This window comes from Pseudomonas sp. AA-38 (genome assembly GCF_029457475.1).
GTDB lineage: Bacteria > Pseudomonadota > Gammaproteobacteria > Pseudomonadales > Pseudomonadaceae > Aquipseudomonas.
The window spans coordinates 3875556-3895600 of the sequence record NZ_CP120359.1; the positions used below are offsets into that span (position 1 = coordinate 3875556).

The 20045-nt window shown below is 62.1% G+C and carries 17 protein-coding genes; 8 read left to right on the forward strand and 9 right to left on the reverse strand.

The annotated features are described in order from the left end of the window. Positions 1-816: 816 nt before the first annotated feature. On the reverse strand, positions 817-1596 hold the full coding sequence (gene fpr / locus PVE35_RS17815) for a ferredoxin-NADP reductase (RefSeq protein WP_268178441.1): 780 nt from the start codon (positions 1594-1596) through the stop codon (positions 817-819). A 116-nt stretch (positions 1597-1712) separates the two neighbouring features. Here fpr and PVE35_RS17820 point away from each other — a divergent pair, with 116 nt between their 5' ends. Then, positions 1713-2639: a LysR family transcriptional regulator gene (locus PVE35_RS17820; RefSeq protein ID WP_277372554.1), complete on the forward strand. Its 927-nt coding sequence runs from the start codon at positions 1713-1715 to the stop codon at positions 2637-2639. Positions 2640-2656: 17 nt separating this feature from the next. Here the strand turns inward: PVE35_RS17820 and erdR are convergent, their stop codons facing one another. Then, positions 2657-3307, reverse strand: coding sequence for a response regulator transcription factor ErdR (erdR, locus tag PVE35_RS17825; RefSeq protein WP_268178444.1), 651 nt, complete (start codon positions 3305-3307; stop codon positions 2657-2659). A 192-nt stretch (positions 3308-3499) separates the two neighbouring features. Here erdR and PVE35_RS17830 point away from each other — a divergent pair, with 192 nt between their 5' ends. Beyond that, positions 3500-4420 carry a DMT family transporter gene (locus PVE35_RS17830; protein ID WP_277372555.1) on the forward strand — a complete coding sequence of 307 codons (921 nt, stop codon included), beginning with the start codon at positions 3500-3502 and terminating at the stop codon, positions 4418-4420. On the opposite strand, the gene PVE35_RS17835 is transcribed toward PVE35_RS17830, so the two are convergent. Then, complete coding sequence (locus tag PVE35_RS17835) at positions 4380-5114, reverse strand: tRNA-uridine aminocarboxypropyltransferase (RefSeq protein ID WP_277372556.1); 735 nt, start codon at positions 5112-5114, stop codon at positions 4380-4382. The two genes, PVE35_RS17830 and PVE35_RS17835, sit on opposite strands and share 41 nt — an antisense overlap. Positions 5115-5168: 54 nt before the next feature. Then, positions 5169-6866, reverse strand: coding sequence for an OmpP1/FadL family transporter (locus PVE35_RS17840; RefSeq protein ID WP_277372557.1), 1698 nt, complete (start codon positions 6864-6866; stop codon positions 5169-5171). A 236-nt stretch (positions 6867-7102) separates the two neighbouring features. Between PVE35_RS17840 and PVE35_RS17845 the strand changes: the two genes are divergently transcribed. Next, positions 7103-7504 (forward strand): quorum-sensing-regulated virulence factor family protein, encoded by a 402-nt coding sequence (locus PVE35_RS17845; RefSeq protein WP_268178450.1) that lies wholly within the window; start codon positions 7103-7105, stop codon positions 7502-7504. Between the two features lie 65 nt (positions 7505-7569). On the opposite strand, the gene PVE35_RS17850 is transcribed toward PVE35_RS17845, so the two are convergent. Beyond that, positions 7570-7761, reverse strand: coding sequence for a hypothetical protein (locus tag PVE35_RS17850; protein ID WP_268178451.1), 192 nt, complete (start codon positions 7759-7761; stop codon positions 7570-7572). A 386-nt stretch (positions 7762-8147) separates the two neighbouring features. On the opposite strand from PVE35_RS17850, the gene PVE35_RS17855 reads away from it, so the two are divergent. Continuing rightward, a complete protein-coding gene (locus tag PVE35_RS17855) occupies positions 8148-9551 on the forward strand; it encodes an MBL fold metallo-hydrolase (RefSeq protein ID WP_268178453.1) in 1404 nt (467 codons plus the stop codon). 132 nt (positions 9552-9683) lie between these two features. After that, a complete protein-coding gene (locus PVE35_RS17860; protein ID WP_268178454.1) occupies positions 9684-10757 on the forward strand; it encodes an LOG family protein in 1074 nt (357 codons plus the stop codon). A gap of 117 nt (positions 10758-10874) precedes the next feature. Here the strand turns inward: PVE35_RS17860 and nadA are convergent, their stop codons facing one another. From nadA to PVE35_RS17880, 4 genes are all read right to left on the reverse strand, one after another. Next, positions 10875-11933, reverse strand: coding sequence for a quinolinate synthase NadA (gene nadA / locus PVE35_RS17865; protein ID WP_268178455.1), 1059 nt, complete (start codon positions 11931-11933; stop codon positions 10875-10877). Positions 11934-12083: 150 nt separating this feature from the next. Next, a complete protein-coding gene (locus PVE35_RS17870; protein WP_277372558.1) occupies positions 12084-15155 on the reverse strand; it encodes a MexW/MexI family multidrug efflux RND transporter permease subunit in 3072 nt (1023 codons plus the stop codon). After that, a complete protein-coding gene (locus PVE35_RS17875) occupies positions 15152-16246 on the reverse strand; it encodes an efflux RND transporter periplasmic adaptor subunit (protein ID WP_277372559.1) in 1095 nt (364 codons plus the stop codon). Before PVE35_RS17875 ends, PVE35_RS17870 begins: the two co-directional genes overlap by 4 nt. Positions 16247-16325: 79 nt before the next feature. After that, a complete protein-coding gene (locus PVE35_RS17880) occupies positions 16326-16799 on the reverse strand; it encodes a DMT family transporter (protein ID WP_268178458.1) in 474 nt (157 codons plus the stop codon). A 96-nt stretch (positions 16800-16895) separates the two neighbouring features. Between PVE35_RS17880 and PVE35_RS17885 the strand changes: the two genes are divergently transcribed. From PVE35_RS17885 to PVE35_RS17895, 3 genes are all read left to right on the forward strand, one after another. Next, positions 16896-17804 (forward strand): LysR family transcriptional regulator, encoded by a 909-nt coding sequence (locus PVE35_RS17885; protein WP_277372560.1) that lies wholly within the window; start codon positions 16896-16898, stop codon positions 17802-17804. 430 nt (positions 17805-18234) lie between these two features. Then, positions 18235-18972: a class I SAM-dependent methyltransferase gene (locus tag PVE35_RS17890; RefSeq protein WP_277372561.1), complete on the forward strand. Its 738-nt coding sequence runs from the start codon at positions 18235-18237 to the stop codon at positions 18970-18972. A 100-nt stretch (positions 18973-19072) separates the two neighbouring features. Beyond that, entirely contained in the window at positions 19073-20023 is a 951-nt protein-coding gene (locus PVE35_RS17895) for an SUMF1/EgtB/PvdO family nonheme iron enzyme (protein WP_268178461.1), read from the forward strand. Positions 20024-20045: the final 22 nt, after the last annotated feature.

Genomic DNA, 20045 nt, shown 5'->3' on the forward strand with positions numbered 1-20045 from the left:
GTTTTTCTGGTGCTTGTTCCGAATTGCCGCGTTTTTGCTGATGTTTTTGGTTTCGCCCTCCCGGGCGAGTCACTTTTGTAGGGCAAAAGTAACCAAAACCCTCCGCCCGGTCATCCGGCCCTGGCTTCGCCAGGGTTCGCTCACTCCATCGCCGTTCCAGAGGCCCGCCACGGTGGGCCATCCCTGGCCCATCGCGGCTCTCGCGGCATCCATGCCGCTCAACCTCTTCCACGACGATTGCGTTCGCCCTCCTGGGCGGGCTCTGCACACGCCTGAACCTGCGGTAACCCAGAATTAGCATGGAAGTGCTTGAATATGAGGTCAGCCTTAGGCTGACCAGAATGCCGGCCTCAGGCCGGCAAACTATGCAAGTGGGTGAAACTATGCGAATGAAAGTATCGGTTTAATTTGATGGCTACATTGCGACTTCACAGCCGTCAGAGCACGCAGCGCCAACCTGGCATACCTGTCCGCTCAGGCGCGCAAATTCCCCCTTCAGGAGGCCGAACGCAGGCATTGCGCAGGGGGCGAGCGGCATGGATGCCGCGAGAGGCTTAAAGGGCCAGGGATGGCCCTTGTAAGCCGACCCCGGAGCGATGCCGGAGTGAGGGAAGTCGAGCGAAGCGAGACCCGGATGGCGGGGGTGCGTTTCTTTTGCTTACTTTTCTTTGCGCAGTTCAAAGAAAAGTGAGTCGCCCGAGGGGGCGAAACAGGGAGTTTCTGAACACACCGCAGCGGCGTCCAGAACACCAAGCAAACACACAACCTTGCCAGTCCGGTATCAAAACCAACTTCCCCGCGATCCCGCGAAAAACCTTATTTTTCCACGAAGGCACGCTCGATCAGATAGTCCCCCGGCTCACGCATACGCGGGGAGATCTTCAGGCCGAAGCTGTCGAGCACCTGGCTGGTCTCGTCGAGCATGCTCGGGCTGCCGCAGATCATGGCGCGGTCGTCCTGCGGATTGATCGGCGGCAGGCCAATGTCGGCGAACAGCTTGCCACTGCGCATCAGGTCGGTCAGCCGGCCCTGATTCTCGAACGGCTCACGGGTCACCGTCGGGTAATAGATCAGCTTCTCTTTCAGCGCATCGCCGAAGAACTCGTTGCGCGGCAGATGCTCGGTGATGAACTCGCGGTAGGCCACTTCGTTCACGTAGCGCACGCCATGCACCAGGATCACCTTCTCGAAACGTTCGTAGGTTTCCGGATCCTGGATCACGCTCATGAACGGCGCCAGGCCGGTGCCGGTGCTGAGCAGGTACAGGTGCTTGCCGGGGTTGAGGTCATCGAGCACCAGGGTGCCGGTGGGTTTCTTGCTGATGATGATCTCGTCGCCTTCCTTGAGGTGCTGCAACTGCGAGGTCAACGGGCCATCGGGCACCTTGATGCTGAAGAACTCCAGGTGCTCTTCCCAGTTCGGGCTGGCGATGGAGTAGGCGCGCATCAGCGGGCGACCATTGGGCTGTTGCAGGCCGATCATCACGAACTGGCCATTCTCGAAGCGCAGGCCCGGGTCACGGGTGCACTTGAAGCTGAACAGGGTATCGTTCCAGTGGTGGACGCTGAGCACGCGCTCGACGTTCATATTGCTCATGATGATGTTTTCCTCGAGAAACACAGCGCCCAAAGGCGCGATTGCGCGGCATTCTATTCGCGGCAACAATATCTGTTAAGTGGATTATCAAGATATAGGTTATCGGTTATATCGATATGCGATTTACCCTCAGACAGCTTCAGGTCTTCGTCGCCGTGGCGCAGCATGAGAGCGTTTCCCGCGCCGCGCAATCGCTCGCATTGTCGCAGTCTGCCACCAGCACCTCGCTCACCGAGCTGGAGCGCCAGTCCGATTGCCAGTTGTTCGACCGGGCCGGCAAGCGCCTGGCGCTCAATGCCCTGGGCCATCAACTGCTGCCCCAGGCGGTGGCCCTGCTCGACCAGGCGCGCGAGATCGAACGCCTGCTCGGTGGCAAGAGCGGTTACGGCTCGTTAAACGTCGGCGCCACCCTGACCGTGGGCAACTACCTGGCCACCCTGCTGATCGGCAGCTTCATGCAGCATCACCCCGAATGCCGGGTGAAGCTGCAGGTGCACAACACCGCCCACGTGGTGCAGCAGGTGGCCCACTACGAACTGGATCTGGGGCTGATCGAAGGCAACTGCCAGCACCCGGACATTGAGGTGCAGCCCTGGGTCGAGGACGAGCTGGTGGTGTTCTGCGCGCCACAACACCCGCTGGCCCAGCGCGGCAGCGCCAGTCTGGAAGAGTTGACCCACGAAGCCTGGATCCTGCGTGAACAGGGTTCGGGCACCCGCCTGACCTTCGACCAGGCCATGCGCCATCATCCAAACCGCTTGAATATCCGCCTGGAGCTGGAACACACCGAAGCGATCAAGCGCGCCGTGGAATCCGGCCTGGGCATCGGCTGCATTTCCCGCCTGGCCCTACGCGACGCCATCCGCCGGGGCAGCCTGGTGGCGGTGGAAACCCCGGCGCTGGATCTGCGTCGGCAGTTCTACTTCATCTGGCACAAACAGAAATACCAGACCGCCGCCATGCGCGAGTTCCTCGAGCAGTGCCGTGCCCTCACCGCAGGTGTGAGTCGCAGCGATCAGATCGTGCTGCCTCCCATCGTCTGAACAGACTGGGCTTGGGCTCAGTGCGCCGGGATCGACTCCATCTGCTGCAACAGCAAGGCTGCCTGAGTCCGGGTACGCACCCCCAGCTTGCGGAAGATGGCGGTAACGTGGGCTTTGACCGTGGCCTCGGAAACGCTCAGCTCGTAGGCGATCTGTTTGTTCAGCAAGCCCTCGCAAACCATGGTGAGCACGCGGAACTGTTGCGGCGTGAGGCTGGCCAGCCCGGCACTGGCGGCCTTGGTTTCCTCCGACACCGGCGCACTCTCCTCGGCCAGCGGCGGCCACCAGGTGTCGCCATCGAGCACCTGGCGCACGGCCTGCTGCAAGGTTTCCAGCGGGCTGGATTTGGGAATGAAGCCACTGGCGCCGAACTCGCGAGAGCGATTGACCACCGACGCCTCTTCCTGAGCGGAGATCATCACCACCGGGATTTGCGGATACTGCCCGCGCAGCAGTACCAGGCCGGAAAAGCCATAAGCGCCGGGCATGTTCAAGTCGAGCAGCACCAGATCCCAGTCGCCCTTCTCGGCCAGGCGGCCTTCCAGCTCGGCGATGCTGGCAGCTTCCACCAGACGTACATCGGGCCCCAGCCCCAGGGTCAGCGCCTGATGCAGGGCGCTGCGAAAAAGCGGGTGATCATCGGCAATCAGGATTTCATAAACGGCCATTGGCGGATCCTGTTGTTTTTATGAGCGGCGCCCTGTAACAGCGCCTCGACTCCCTTGTCCGCTCAGCGTAGCGCATCTGGCACGCCGCCTCCCCTCGCGGAGCCAGGGCGGCGCTCAGCATGCCGAGACGTGACGAGGTGGTCAAGCTCGATACTTTGCGGCAGGATGCTGCGCTTTGCACCGAGAACTGCCATGCCAAATCCCGCCCTGCGTGCCGATCTGCTGATGCTGTTGACCGCGATGATCTGGGGCAGCGCCTTCGTCGCCCAGCGCCTGGGCATGGACAGCATCGGCCCCTTTCTCTATACCGGCCTGCGTTTCGCCCTCGCCTGCCTGGCCCTGCTGCCGGTACTGATGCTGCTGCAACGCGGCAAGCGCCAGCGGCCCGTTGCGCTCGATCGCAGCACATTGCTTGGCGGCGTGAGCATGGGCCTGGTACTGGCGCTGGGGATCAATCTGCAGCAGGTCGGCCTGCTGTTCACCAGCGTGACCAATTCCGGCTTCATTACCGGACTGTACGTGATCGTGGTGCCGCTGCTCGGTCTGTTCATCGGTCAGCGCAGCAGCCTGGGCATCTGGCTGGGCGCCAGCCTGGCGGTGCTCGGCATGTTCCTGCTCAGTGTCGGGGAAGGCTTCAGCGTCGCGCCCGGCGATTGGCTGCAACTGGCCGGCGCCTTCGTCTGGGGCATCCATGTGCTGCTGGTGAGTTTTTTCGCCAGCCGTCATGACCCGCTGCGCCTGGCCTTGATCCAGTTCGTCACCTGCGCGCTGATCAGCCTGCTGCTGGCAGCGATCTTCGAGACGGCAACGCCAGACGGCATCCTTGCCGCCGCACCGGCCATCCTCTACGGTGGCCTGCTCGGTGTGGCGGTCGGGTTCACCCTGCAGGTGGTGGCGCAGCAGCACGCCATCGCCTCGCATGCGGCGATCATCCTGTCGCTGGAAGCGGTGTTCGCCGCCATCGCCGGCGCCCTGCTGCTGGGCGAAGTACTGGCCTTGCGCGGCTACCTGGGTTGCGCCTTGATGTTCGCCGGCATGCTGATCGCGCAGTTGTGGCCGAAACCGCTGGTCGTCAGCGGTACGCCTGTAGACGCTGGTGCAGCGCGTCGTTGAGATCCAGCGGCAGGCGCCGCTTGGCTGCCAGGTAGTGCTGGCTGAAGGCATCCAGATAATCGTCCAGTGCGGCACTGGCCTGGTCATCGCCGGCCAGCTCCAGGCACAACGCCGCCACCTCGGCAGTGCACAGGTGGTCGCCGCGCGTCGAGCGGCGCAGGCGATAGCGCGAGAGCTGCTCCGGCTTGAAGCTGAGCACCGGCAGCGCATCCAGATAGGGGCTCTTGCGAAACATCTTGCGCGCCTCGGTCCAGGTGGCATCCAGCAGCACGAACAGAGGCCGTTTGCCGGGCGCCAGATTGACCTCCTCGACCACGCGTTCCTGGCCGGCATATTCACCGGGAAATACCAGATAAGGCTGCCACTGTGGTTCGGCCAGCAGCGTCGGCAAGGCCGGATCCACCTCGGTACGCGCCCAGCCGAAGGCGTGGGTATCGGGCACCACGTCGGCGATCAGCCAGCCGGTATTGCTTGGTTTGAGCGCCTCGATATCGTGCATCACCAGGCACATGCCCGACTGCGCCGCAACCTGCGGGCGCCAGGCGCACAGGCAATAGGCCGGCTGGATGCGACAGGCCGGGCAGCGCTCGGCTCGCGAGCCACGGGCGATGAAGGGTTTCAGGCTACGCGCCAGACGCTCGGCGCGCAGGCGGGCAACGGCATGCTGAGGCGCAGGAGAAGAAGGTAAGGTCATGACGCGATGGGCCGGCAAAGGGGGCGCAAGTCTAACACCCCCTGCCGCCCGGCTTCAGAAGCTGTGATTCAGCGCCAGACCGACGAAGTGGATGCGCGTGCGATATTCACCCGTGTAATTACCGCCATTGCCGGTGCAGCGTTCGCCACTGTCCACGTACAGACCGCCACTGCCCGGCACCCAGCCGGCAGGCGAACAGCCGTCGCGGTAGTCCATCTTGCCGCTGGAGAACTGCACGAAGCTGTAGGCCAGATCTACCGAGGTATCGGGGGTGAACTTGTAGTTGGCACCAAAGGACAGCCAGTAGCGGTCAGCATCCGGGAAAGCCGGATGGCGCAACTCGGGGGAGTTGACCGGCGACTTGTCGTAGGCCACCCCGGTACGCAACAGCAGGTCGTCGCTGTACTGGTAGTTCATGCCCAGGGAAATCTTGTAGGTGTCCTTCCAATCCTGCTTGACTGCCAGATCACCCTCGGTGACGCCATTGAAGTAGGGATAACCGGCAACCTGGTCGATCCCTATGCGCACTTCGTCGAGCCGGGAGTGGCGAGTGAAGGTCAGGTCAGCCATCAACGCCACCTTGTCGTTTAGCTGATGGAAGGCACTGAACGAGAGGGTTTCCGGGGTATCGATGGCGGTCTTGGCCGTGGAGTTCGGGTGCAGGCGGGTTGCGGCGAAGTCGCCGGGGTTGACCCAGTTGTTCTCGTCAAAGACCTGTTGCAAGGCGTCCGTGGGGGGCACATAGATATTGAGGAGAGGGATGGTGAACCCACCCTCCAATGAGGTTGCAGGCGAAGGCACGGCTCCCTGCACATCGGCGAAGCTCCACTTGGTCTCACCTTCCAGGGTATGACGGATGTGTGAACGGTAGGCCACGCCGAAGCGCGTCGACTCGGTCGGCTCCCACATGTAGCCGATATTCCAACCGAAGCCCCAATCGTCACCCTTGACGCGGAAATAGCCATCGCCCTGCACGTTGTTGGCGAAGTTGTTCGCCACGCAATCGACGAAGCCATCGCGATCCGCCACACCTCGACAGGAGGTGATTTCCTCGGGCACTGGAACCCCGGCAATGCCGCCGACGATCGGCCCCAGAATCGGATCGGCGGCGTTACGAGTGCTTTCATAGTTGGCATCGACGAACTGCCCGGCCAACTGCCGCGAAGCCCCCTTCACATCGGCAGCACCACGTTGAATCGACTTGATGTACTGCGCCGAGACGCCAAAGCCGATGCTGTGGTGTTCGTTGAAGCGAAAGGAAATACTGGGGTTGAAGGTCACGGTTTCCAGGCTGGCGGACTGGATGCCGTAGCGCCCGGCCCAGTCTTCCTTGTAATCGAGCTTGGCGCCGTAGGGCGTGAAGATGCCCAGACCGATGGTCACCCGGTCGTTGATCTCATGCGAGATATAGAAATTCGGCGCCCCGGCCGCATCCGGCAGGAAGTCACCGGCATCGCCCTGCACCGGATTGCCGAATACGTCACGACTGCCTTTGTCCTCGTACTCGCCATCGGGCAACACCAGGGTCAACCCGGAGGTCACCTGAGTGCCTCTGAGCCGTGCCAGGCCTGCCGGGTTGTAGAAAATGGTCGAAGGGTCAGCCGCTTCCGCACCGTTGGCATGGGCAGTGCCCTGAGCGGCAACGGACTGGGAACCAAAGTGATAACCGGAGGCCTGCACCTCTAGGCAGGGCAAAACCAATAAACTGCCAGCCATCAGAGACGATGGCCAGCGCCGAGAGAAAGTTGTCATTATTATTCTCCTGCACTGCACGCTGTCTTGAACGCCGCTTGCACAGCGGCTAGTTCTTCGGACGGACGTACTATGAGGACGATCCCCAGCCTTTGGTCGTGACGGCGACTGGCAGCCAAATGCCATCAGGTCTCATTTGGTAACACCGGCTTTGTTACGAGCAAATGGCCAGCAGCCGAACAATGGCCACGCCATTCTGTCCAACCCCTTGTCCTTGTTTTCAGGAGTCAACCCAGATGCTGCGTTACATTCTTCCCGCGTTCGCGCTCAGCCTGACGCTTCCGCTCGCTCAGGCGGCATCACTCAAGGAAATGGAGTTGACGCGAACGCTGGAAAAGGTCGCCCAGGAAAGCAGCGTGGGCACGCCGCGGGCGATCAACGAAGACATTCTCGATCAGGGTTATACCGTCGATGGCCACACCCTGATCAACCACCTCAGCGTGCGCCCGGCACATGCGGCGAAAATGCGCGGCAATCCCGACATCGTCAGGAGCCAGCTAGCGGCCAGCGTCTGCCGCAATCCGGGTTACCGCCAACTGCTGAGCCAGGGCGCGCAGTTGCGCTACCAGTTCAGCGAATACCGTAGCAATCGGCCGATCACCACCGAGGTATTCGAGCGCAGCGACTGCGGCCTGTGACACCGCTCGGACGGCGCCACGCCCAGCCCGTGCCAGCAGCCCGCCAGGCTGAGTGGCGTCCGCCCTCAGCCCTTAGCGCGACGCTGCGCATCGCCGGCGCGCAATTCCGCCAGCAGCGCATCCATGTAGCGCGAGCGACGCACGCCGCCTTCGAGGCGACGCAGGCATTCGTCTTCCAGGCTTAGCTGGTTCACCCGTGCAGCTTCCTGCAGCATCTGGTAAAGCTCTTCATCCACTTCCACGATCAGCTTGGGCATACCTGCCCCCCTTTACTCTTCAATATCCGTTACGACCACTAAGGCTGCCGCGCCAACAGTACGCGATAGCCACGAAGTGCGGTTAACAATCTGCCATATGACTTCCACCACAGGCACGGTGCCGATGTCCAGAGAGGGGTAAAGCCAACGCCTGCTTTCCCGTCTCTGCAAGTAAATCAGACGTCAGACTTTCCCCAAGTTCCCCAGACGAACGGCTGCAAGACACCCGACTGTGAACGAGTCGACATCAGCGTAGTGGGCCGCTTCGATATCGCCATTCGCCAGAGGGTACCCGTGGATTGTCATAAAGGCGAACTGACCTGCATCAAGACCAGCCGAGCATGAATTCGCCAAGCTCGATAGTCCCTCCTGACAAGGACAGAACCATGGCCCTGCTTACCTTCCTCGGCGCGATCCAACAGGTCACCGGCTCCTGCTACCTCATCGAAAGCCGCGATGGCGCCAGGGTGCTGCTCGAATGCGGCATGCATCAGGGGCGACGCGAAGATGAGAATCGCAACCGTAGCGCCTTTGCCTTCGATCCGCGCAGCCTCGACGCCGTCGTGCTCTCCCATGCCCACCTCGACCACAGCGGCCTGCTGCCACGTCTGGTCGCCGAGGGCTACCGTGGCCCCATCCATGCCACCGAGGCCAGTTGCGAACTGCTGGAGCTGATGCTGATGGATTCGGCCTTCCTGCAGGAAAAGGACGCCGAATGGGAGAACCGCTGGCGTGCCCGCCAGGGCAAGCCAGCGATAAAACCACTGTACACCATCGCCGACAGCGAACGAGCGCTCAGCCAGACACGCCGCCATCCCTATGGTCAAAGCAGCGAAGTGGCCAAGGGTATCCATGTGACCTTTCACAATGCCGGGCATATTCTCGGCTCGGCCATCGTCGAGCTGTGCGTGGAGGATCATCATCTGCACCGACGCCTGGTCTTCTCCGGCGACCTGGGCAATACCTGTTCGCCTCTGATGCAAGCGCCCACGCAATTGCACGAGGCCGACGTGCTGATGCTCGAATCCACCTACGGCGACCGCGACCACCGCTGCAGTGAAGACACCCTCGAGGAACTGGCCGACATCCTCCAGCGAGCCCACCGTGACGATGGCAACGTACTGATCCCCTCCTTCGCCGTGGGCCGCACGCAGGATCTGCTCTACTACCTCGGACGCTTCTATCAGCAAGGCCTGCTGCCGCAACAGGCAGTGTTTCTCGACAGCCCCATGGCCATTCGCGCCAACGCCATCTATAGCCGTTACCACGAGCAGTTTGCCGAGAAGGATCGGGCTGCCTTGGCTGCCAAAGGGGTACAACGCGTCGAGGACTGGCTACCGGTGCTGCGCTGCACCCCAACCGTGGAAGAGTCCATGGCGATCAACCGGGTCAAGAGCGGCGCGATCATCATTGCTGGGGCCGGTATGTGCAATGGCGGGCGTATCGTCCACCACTTCAAGCACAACCTGTGGCGCGAGAACTGCCACCTGGTCTTTCCCGGTTTCCAGGCCAGCGGCACGCTCGGCCGCCTGATCGTCGACGGTGCCGACACAGTGAAAGTGCTGCACCAGCGCATCGCGGTGAAAGCCCAGGTGCACACCCTGGGTGGCTTTTCCGCGCATGCAGGACAATCGCAGCTACTCGACTGGGCCAGCCAGTTCGAGCACCACCCCGAGCTGTACCTGGTGCATGGCGAACTGGAAAAAATGCAGGCGCTGCAGCAGGCTCTGCGCGGGCACCTGAACTGGATCGCCAATATCCCCGAGCCAGGCGAGCAGATCGCCCTGTAACCCGCGCTTACGAAAAGATTGCAGCCCGACTGCAACCTGACTGTGGCAATGTTCCGAGCACTCCATAATCAAGGAACCGGAAAAGGCGCGAGCGTGATCCGCTCACGTCGGCCGCAGAAAAGGAGCATGTCCATGCCTTATGAAACGGACGACTATCTGTCGCGCCATGTGCAAACCAGTGAAGTCGATCTGAGCAGCAAGCTCGACGAACTGATCAACCTCAGCGTGCCCAACGCCAGCCCCAATCTGCCGCTGTACCGGGAAATGCTCACCACCGTGATCCGCATGGCCCAGGCCGACCGCAACCGCTGGGACGCCAAGATCATGCTGCAGACCCTGCGCGAGATGGAAAAGGCCTTTGCCGTGCTGGAGCAGCTCAAGCGCCGACGCAAGGTCACGGTATTCGGCTCGGCGCGTACACCGGCTGATCACCCGCTCTACCAGCAGGCTCGCGAGTTGGGCGCGATGCTGGCTCGCCGTGATCTGATGGCGGTTACCGGCGCCGGAGGCGGCATCATGGCCGCCGCCCACGAAGGTGCTGGCCCGGAAAACAGCCTGGGTTTCAATATCACCCTGCCCTTCGAGCAAACGGCTAACGCCACCATGCGCGACAGCCAGTATCTACTGTCATTTCACTTCTTCTTCCTGCGCAAGCTGTTCTTCGTCAAGGAAGCCGACGCCCTGGTGCTCTGCCCTGGCGGCTTCGGCACGCTGGACGAAGCCCTGGAAGTGCTGACCCTGATCCAGACCGGCAAGAGCCCGCTGGTGCCAGTGATACTGCTCGACCAGCCGGGCGGCAGCTATTGGAAGGATGCTTTGGGCTTCATCCGCCGCCAGCTCGAAGGCAACGGCTACATTCTGCCCACTGACCTGAACCTGCTGCACCTGGTCTACAGCCCCGAAGAGGCGGTGGATGAAATTGCCCGCTTCTATCGCAACTTCCACTCCAGCCGCTGGCTCAAGGATCGCTTCGTGATTCGCCTCAACCACCCCCTGAGCGAAGCAGCCCTGGAACGCTTGAACAGCGATTTCGCCAGGCTGTGCAAGAGCGGCGGTTTCAGCCAGCAGCAGCAGTGCGAGCAGGAGCACGACGAACCCGAGCTACGTCACCTGACGCGCCTGGCCTTCGCCTTCAACGGCCGCGACTACGGACGACTACGCGCCCTGCTCGACCTGGTCAACGAGCCGCAGAACTGGGCAAGCTGAAGTAGCCCGGATGCAATCCGGGCTACGTGTTTGCCTCCCCTCTCCCATAAATGGGAGAGGGAGCAGTTTTTCAACGGCCTGCTACAGCTCGTGGCTTGAAGCTTGTCGCTGCTCCTCTCAGGCGTTGCCGGCCACCTTGAGCCTGGCGGCCTGGGTAAAGTCGAGCATGCGCTTGAGCGGCTTGATCGCCTTGGGGATCAGCGCCGGATCCACCTGAATCTCGCCAGTGCCTTCACGCAGCCCGGTCAGCACACGCTCCAGGGTATTCATCGCCATCCAGGGGCAATGCGCGCAACTGCGGCATGCCGCGCCGTTACCCGCAGTGGGCGCTTCGATGAAGGTCTTGTCCGGGCATAACTGCTGCATCTTGTAGAAGATGCCGCGATCGGTGGCGACGATGAAGGTGGAATTGGGCAGGGTCTGCGCCGCCTTGATCAACTGGCTGGTGGAGCCCACCGCGTCGGCCAGCTCCACCACGCTCTGCGGCGACTCCGGGTGCACCAGGATGGCGGCGTCCGGATAGAGTGCCTTCATGTCCATGAGCTGCTTGGACTTGAACTCCTCATGCACGATGCAGGCCCCGTCCCACAGCAGCATGTCGGCGCCAGTCTCGCGCTGGATGTAATTGCCCAGGTGCTTATCCGGTGCCCAGATGAGGGTCTCGCCGTTGTCCATCAGGCTTTCGACGATCTCCAGGGCGCAACTGGAGGTCACCACCCAGTCGGCGCGCGCCTTTACCGCTGCCGAGGTGTTGGCGTAGACCACCACAGTGCGCTCCGGGTGCTGGTCGCAGAAAGCCGAGAACTCGTCCACCGGGCAGCCCAGATCCAGCGAGCAGGTCGCCTCCAGGGTCGGCATCAGCACGCGCTTTTCCGGATTGAGGATCTTCGCCGTCTCGCCCATGAATTTGACTCCGGCCACCATCACGGTCTGCGCCGGGTGCTGGTTGCCGAAGCGGGCCATTTCCAAGGAGTCGGCAACGCAACCGCCGGTTTCCTCGGCCAGGGCCTGGATCACTGGATCGCAGTAATAGTGCGCCACCAGCACCGCGTTCTGTTTCTTCAGTTCGGCGGCGATCTCGCGGCGATAGACAGCCTCCTCCTCGGCCGTCAGCGGCTTGGGCTGCTTGGCATCGAGATGGGCTTGAACGAGGAGACGTTCGGAAATCTGCGTCATTTCATCAGGCTCTGATTGTTGTCCGGCGCGCCGAGTATACCTTCCCAAGAACCCCGGAAAGAACGAGCTGACCAACGAATCAGAGGAAAGTCGGCTTATGCCAAGGCGCCAAGCGAGGTCGTGGGTGGTCGCCAGACGCCTGGCAGTGCCTCATTGCGTTACATGCTTCAACTCGACGGTTCTTGGATCGAGTTCCAGCGCCCGATGATCTCGGGCCAGCAAGCTGTAGGCCGTGGGCAGGATGAACAGGGTGAAGGCGGTACCCACGAGCATTCCGCAGACGATCACCAGCCCCAGGCCCTGCCGGCTGTGCGCGCCAGCCCCGCTGGCGAACAGCAGCGGGATGAGGCCCACCACCATCGCCGCGGTGGTCATCAGGATCGGGCGCAGGCGAATGCGCGCAGCACGCAGTATGGCGGCGTGGCGGTCGAGCCCTTCCCTGACCTGTATCTCGTTGGCGAAGACCACCATGAGAATACCGTGCTTGCTGATCAGGCCGATCAGGGTGACCAGACCGATCTGGGTGTAGATGTTCAACGTCGCCAGCCCCAGGGCCAGGGGAATCAGCGCACCGCAGATCGACAAGGGCACGGTGAACAGGATGATCAAGGGGTCCACCAGGCTCTCGTACTGGGCGGCCAGCACCAGATAAATGACGATCACCGCCAGACCAAAGGCTAATACCAGGGTATTGCCTTCCTGGACGTACTGCCGTGAATCGGCCTGCCAGTCCAGGGTGAAGCCGACCGGCAGATCGGCACTGGCCTTCTCCAGGAAATCCACGCACTGACCGAGGCTGACCCCGGGTGCGGGAATGGCCTGCAGCGTGGCCGAGTTCTGCTGGTTGAACTGGGTCAGTTTGTTGGGGTCGATCTTCTCCTCCACCTGCACCAGGGAGGACAACGGCACCAGTCGCCCTTCGCGGCTACGCACGTATTGTTGCCCGAGGGCTTCGGCGCTCATGCGCATTTCGCGGGTGCCCTGCGGGATGACGTCATAGGAGCGCCCCTGAAAGCCAAAGCGATTGACGTAGTTCTCGCCGACCAGCACGGCCAGGGACTGGCCGATGTCGCTCATGCGCACGCCGATGGCATTGGCCTTGTCACGGTCGACACGCAGGCGCAGCACCGGATTGTTGTAGTCCAGGTCGCTGTCCACCGCAGCGAACAGGCCGCTTTCACGGGCCTTGCGCTTCAGCGTCTCCATGCTGTCATACAGCGTGCGGTAATCCTGCGAGGTGCGCAGCACCAGTTGCACCGGCATGCCACCCGTGGAACCCGGCAAGGGCGGCAACTGGAAGACGAAGATGCTGGTGCCTTCCACCGCACCGACCTTCTGCTGAAGCTCGGCCTGAATCGCCGAGGCGTCGCGCTCGCGCTCATCCCAGGCAGACAGGTTGATACCGCCGAAACTGTTGGCCGGCCCGTCGGTGCCGTTGATGATCCAGCGGCTGGTGGTTTCCGGCAGTTCCTGGAAAACCTCGTCGAGCTTGAGGGAAAACAGTTCGCTATAGGCCAGGTTGGCGTACTGCGGCGCCTTGATGGCGGCGAGGATGCTCGCCTGATCCTCCACGGGCGCCAGTTCGCGCTGCGACTGCTGGTAGAGCAAGGGCAGGCTGACCAGCACGATCACGGCGACCACCAGGGAAATACCTCGATGCGCCAGCGAGCGCTCCAACAGGTTGCCATAGCGCTGCGCGAGCGACTCGAAGAAGCGGTTCGCGGCCTTCGCCACGCGGCTCTCATGATCGTTGCGCAGCAGCATGGAGGCCATCACCGGCGAAAGCGTCAGAGCCACGATACCGGAGATCAGCACGGCGCCGGCCAGGCTCAGGGCGAATTCGCGAAACAGCGCACCGGTGAGCCCACCCATGAAGGCAATCGGGGCGTATACCGCAGCCAGGGTCAGGGTCATGGCGATCACCGGCCCGGCCACTTCCCGCGCGCCGAGCAGGGCCGCGACCACAGCCGATTTGCCTTCGGCCATGTGCCGATGGGTGTTTTCCACCACGACAATGGCATCGTCCACCACCAGACCAATGGCCAGCACCATCGCCAGCAGGGTCAGCAGGTTGATGCTGAAGCCGAAGGCCAGCATCAGCCCGGCGGCACCAAGCATCGACAGGGGGATGGCCATGATCGGAATGAGCACCGTGCGAAACGAGCCGAGGCAGAAGTAGATGACCACCACGACGATCAACAGCGCCTCGATCAGGGTGTGCATGACCTCATTGATGGAGGCCTGGATGAAGCGCGCGGTCTCGAATGCCAGCTCGACCTCGACGCCGGGCGGCAGCGTCTTGCGGATTTCCGGCAAATGCTGCTTGATCCCCTCGACTATCACCAGCGGGTTGCCGCGCGGTGCCGCGAACACCCCCAGGTGAACCGCCGGCTGGGCGTCCATCAAGGCACTGGTTTCGCTGGCAGCCGCGCCCAGCTCGACGGTACCTACGTCCTTGATCCGCACCAGGCCACGCGAATCGCTGTGTATCACCATCTCCCGGAACTGCTCGACGCTGGTCAGATCGGTATCCACTTCGATAGCGGAAACCTGGTACTGACCTTTGACCTTCCCGGGCGCGGCCTGGTAGTTCTCCGCGCGAATCGCCGCTGCCACTTCCTCGGCGGTGAGACCGCGCGCGGCCAGGCGTGCCGGGTCGAGCCAGAGGCGCATCGCCATGCGCTGGCCGCCGAAGATTTCCACCTTGGCCACGCCATCGATGGAAGAGAACATCGGCTCCACCACCCGCGACAGGTAATCGGTCAGCGCCGGGGTGGCCAGCTCCTGGCTCGAGAAGCCAACGTAGGCGACCGCGGTGGAGTCGCCACTGGAGCGCTCGATCACCGGATCGTACGCTTCTTCCGGCAGGCGGTAGCGCACCTGGTTGACCCGGGCCATGACCTCGACCAGTGCCTGAGTGGAGTTCTGCCCCAGGCGCAGGCGCACGTCGATTGCGCTCTTGCCCTGAACCGAGGAGGAACTCAGGTAATCCACCCCCTCCACCGACGCCAGCACCTGGGCGATCGGTTGGGTGACGAAGCCTTGCATGAGCTCGGCCGGTGCCCCTGGGTATTCGGTGGTCACCCGGATGGTGGCATTTTCCAGCAAGGGGTATTGGCGGATCGGCAGATGCTCCAGCGCCAACACCCCCAGCAGCAGAATAAGCGCGTTGACCACCAGCGACAGAACCGGCCGCTTGATGAACAGGTCGGTGAACTTCATGACCGCGTCCCCTGCCCGGCGGCAGCGGCCAGGCTGTCCTGGGGCAGCGCTTCCAGGGGCGTATCGTCGCTCAGCTTGTTCTGCCCGGAGACCACCACCTGGTCGTCCGCCTGCAGGCCTTCGACGATCTCCACCCGGCCGTTCCACACATCACCGGTGCGCACCGCCACGCGCTTGGCACGCAGCACGCCGTCTTCCTCACGGGCGACGAACGCCATGTCGCCATAGGCGGTCGCCACAACAGCGGTTTGCGGAACGCTCAGCGTCTTGCCACGGCTGGGGCGGCGTACCCGAGCATCGGCGAACATCCCGGCGGCAAGATGGTTGTCGCCACCGTCCAGGCTGGCCTGGACGCGAATCATCCGCGCCTCGTCAAGAATCGGGTCGATGGCATTGATGCGCGCCTCGAAGACCTGATCCGGGCGTGCATGGAAGCGCAGCTCGACGCTTTGCCCCAGTTCGAGTTCGGTACGGGCCTGCTCGTCGAGCGAGAAGTTGACCCGCAACTGGCGATTGTCGCTGAGGTTGGCGATGGGATCGCCAGGATTGAGGTATTGCCCCAGGTGCACCTGGCGGATGCCCAATTCGCCGCTGAATGGCGCACGGATGTTCTTCTGCGCGATCAGCGCGTTGACCTGATCCAGTTCGCCTCGGGCCGCATCACGGTCGGCGCGGGCCTGATCGAGCTGCTCGCGGGTGGCCGCACCACCGGGCGCCAGTCTGGAAATGCGTTGCAGACGCTGCTCGGCATTGCGCAGCACGGCCTCCAGGCGTCGTCTTTGCGCCTTCTCCGGCTCGTCATTGAGGCTGATCAACAGTTGCCCGGCCTCGACGCGCTGCCCCGAGTCGAAATGCAGGGCGGCAACCCTGCCCGGCACTTCTGCGCTCACCTGCACCTGAGTGACGGCTTCCAGGGTACCGACACTGTTGTAGTAGCGCGGCATGTCCTGGCGCTCGACCCTGCTCAAGGCGACCTTCACCTTGGGCATGCTGTGCACCTCAGCCTCCTCGGCCTGCACCGGCCAAAGGCTCCAGGTCGCCAGCGAAGCCGCACTCAGTACGGCCACTGCAAGAGCGAGCGAGGTCTTCATCCTGTAAATCTCCCGCGTTTGACGATGCGTTGATGATGGTGTGCGCGACGAACGCCCAGTCGTTGGCTCCTGCCAGCCGCTAATGATTGGTGAACCACTGCACCATAAGCATGCCGGCGAAGATCAGCAGAACACCGCCGACACGGCCCAGATTGGCTTCCTTCACAGGCAGCCCCATCAGACCGAAGTGATCGATGAGCAAGGAGGTGAGCATCTGCCCCGCGATCACGCAGACGATGAAACCGGTCGCGCCAAGGCGCGGAGTCAGTATCAGCGCCGAGGTGATGTAGATGACCCCGGCGACGCCACCGAACCAGGCCCACAGAGGGAGCGCACCAGCCTGATTGAGCAATGGTGCGGGCGCCCTCATGGCCAGAATGACCGGCAGCACGACGAGCAGGCTGACCAGCAGCGAGGCCACGGTTGCCCACAAGGGATGGCCGAGTGCCCGTCCCAGCGCAGCGTTGCTGCCGGCCTGAAAGGGCACCAGGGCTCCGGCGATCAGGGCGGCCAGGGCCAGCGCTGCGCCAGCGAGAGAAAGCGGAGAAGACATGCGATCACTCCAAGTTCATGGGTTGTCCTGGGAAGAACTTTTACGTATTAATATCCTGAATGGAAATTCATATTTCTTTTAATGGATATTCTTCAAATGAATAAACTTAGGCGCATCGATCTCAACCTTCTGGTCACCCTGCACGCCTTGTTGCTGGAGAAACACATCTCACGGGCGGCCTTGCGCCTGCACAAGAGCCAGCCGGCGGTCAGTCACTCACTGGCCCATCTGCGCAAATTGTTCGATGACCCCCTGTTGGTTCGACGCTCAGGCAAGCTCGAGCTGACCACGCGGGCGAGCGAGTTGATGCAGCCGCTGACCGACTCCCTGGATCAACTGGGCGCCCTGCTCGATCCGCCACAGTTCGATCCCACCCGCGCGCAACGGGCATTTCGCCTGGCCATGTCGGATTACGGCGCACGCGTGCTGCTACCAGGCCTGACCCGCGCGCTACGCGCCATCGCCCCAGGCATCGACCTCGTCGTCAACCAGGCCAGCCGGGAGTCGATGCTGGCCGATGTGATAGATGGCGAAACGGATATGGCGCTCGGTGTATTTCCGGGGCAGAACTCGGACAAGCTGCGCATGCGTACGCTGTTCGTCGAGCGCTTCGCCTGCCTGGCCGACTCGTCGACCCTGCCAGAAAGCGGCGTACTCGATCGCGAAGCCTGGCTGGCACGTCCGCACGTCCTGGTCGCCATGCGCTCGGGCGGTGACAACGAAATCGACCGCGCCCTGGCACGGGAAGGTTTGCACAGGCGCATCGCGATGATCCTGCCGCACTGGGGCGTGGCCAACGAGCTGATCGCCGGCACCGACCTGATTCTCACCGTGGCCCGGCGCAGCCTAGAGTCGGTTGAAGTGGATCCGCGACTGCGGGTGTTCGAGCCACCGCTGGCGATCGAGCCTTTCGACTTCGACCTGATCTGGCATCAACGTCGCGAAGGCGATCCCGCCCATTCGTGGTTGCGACAAATGATCATGCGCGTGGCGAATGATGGCTGAGTTGGGTATGGATATCGATTAAATAAAACCTTCATTTCCCATAAGCGCCGATCCTCGCTTTTTTGCCCAGGGCGGCCATCCATTACTGTTCTTTTATCGCAGTTCAGTGCTGCGCCCCACCCCGCGCTGCATATCGCGCGCTTTTATAAAGCAGCGCAACAGTCGATTAACTTGCGCATTACAAACGACGCTTGATTCGCCGCAAGAATATTCATGATGCAGCAAAAGAATTGGAACCCCCCAAAGAACTCCCCTATATCTATTCGCGTCGCGAATGATTTCGCTTCAATTAACTGCCTGCCAGAGATGTGAACTGACAATTACTTTGCCATTACACCCTGGCGCACCCTTACCTTGAATGTTTGCGCCCTGCTCTGTCAGTGCAAAACAAAGGCCCACTATTTCAATGCCATGACAAGAGATACTTGAGATGAAAAAGAAATCGACCTACGACTCGATCGGCGGACTCTTCGAGAACTTTACCGACACCGCTGCGCAACGTGCGGTTGAAGTACGCACGCTGATGCACATGGCAGGCGACGTGAAAGGCCAGAGCGTTCTGGATCTGGCCTGCGGCTATGGTTTCTTCGGCCGTGAACTGCTCAGGAAAGGCGCGAGCCGCGTGGTCGGCGTGGACATTTCGGAAAAGATGATCGACCTGGCTCGAGAAGAGTCGCGCAAGAACGGCGACACCATCGAGTTTCATGTACGTAACGTCTGCAACATGGAGTCGTTTGGCAAGTTCGACATGGTGATGGCGGCCTGGTTGTTCAATTACGCCGAATCTCTGGATGACATGAAAAAGATGTTCAAGGCCGTGGCCAACAACCTGAAACCTTCAGGGCGTCTGGTCGCCTATACGGTCGAACCGGACTTCCAACTGGCCAAGGGAAACTTCACCAATTACGGAGTCAATGTACTGACCGAAGAGCCGTGGGCGGAAGGTTTCCGTCATCAGGCCGAGTTCGTCACCACCCCACCCAGCCCCTTCACCTTCTTCCGCTGGAGCCGCGAAGACTATGAAGCGGCCATGGCCGAAGCCGGACTTCGCGAAGTGCATTGGCAAAAGCCCATGCTCCTGGACAGCGATATCAAACGTTATACCCCGGGCTTCTGGGACATCTTCCAGGAAAACTGCCTACAGACCGGCTTGACCTGCCGGCTTTAAGCCATAGTCGTTGCCTGATATTCATTTAATAGAGAGCGATAAGATGGCAATGGAAAAGCATTTCCACTCACCTCCTTTCCTGGCGAAGGCGTCACCGGAATTGAGCGACCGGGCCTTGCTGGGACTTCCCGAGTCCTACACCGCCACGCGTGAACTGCATCTGCCAGAAGATCAATTGCGGGCCCTGGCCCAGCTCGACAGGCTGCGCCTGGTGGCACTGCTGGAAAGCCGAGACGAGCCACTGGCTCAGCGCTATCACGCCGGACGTCTACTCGCCCTATACGGCGACCCGCGCCTGGATCCCCTCACCCCACAGATGCTCGATGTGCCGGGCGGTGAGGTATGCATAGGCCTGGACACGGCCGAGCTGGATACGGTCATGGATAGATTGGCAGACCTCAATCTCGACCGCCAATGGATCGTCAAGGAGACGCCACGCCACCGCGTGCGGCTCGAACCCTACCGGATCGCCCGTTATCCGGTGACCAACCTGGAGTACCGAACCTTTCTGCAGGAAAGCGGCGAACAGCGCCTGCCGGACAACTGGTTCCTAGGGCGCTATCCCGCCGAGCAGGCCAATCACCCGGTCAGCGGCCTACGCGCGGAAGACGCCGATTGCTATGCCGCCTGGCTGGCAGAGACGACCGGCCGGCGTTTTCGTCTGCCCAGCGAAGCCGAGTGGGAGTATGCCGCCGCCGGCCCGCAGAACCTCGAATACCCCTGGGGACAGCAGTTCCTGGCAGACCATGCCAATACCGCCGAGGCCGGCCTGTTGCAGACCACGCCCGTGGGCCTGTTCGCCTGCGGCGCCTCCCCCTTCGGCTGCCTGGACATGGCCGGCAATGTCGAGGAGTACGTCGCCGACGATTACCGCCCATATCCGGGAGGGGAGCAGGTGAACGACGACCTGATCGCCGCCGTAGGGAACCATCGGGTCGCCCGCGGCGGGAGCTTTTCCCGTTTCCGTGATCTGGCGCGCGCCACACGGCGCCACGGAAAGTTTCCCAGACCCATCTACGTGATGGGCTTTCGCCTGGCCGAGAGCCTCTGAGCCTGGCAGCCAGCACATCCGC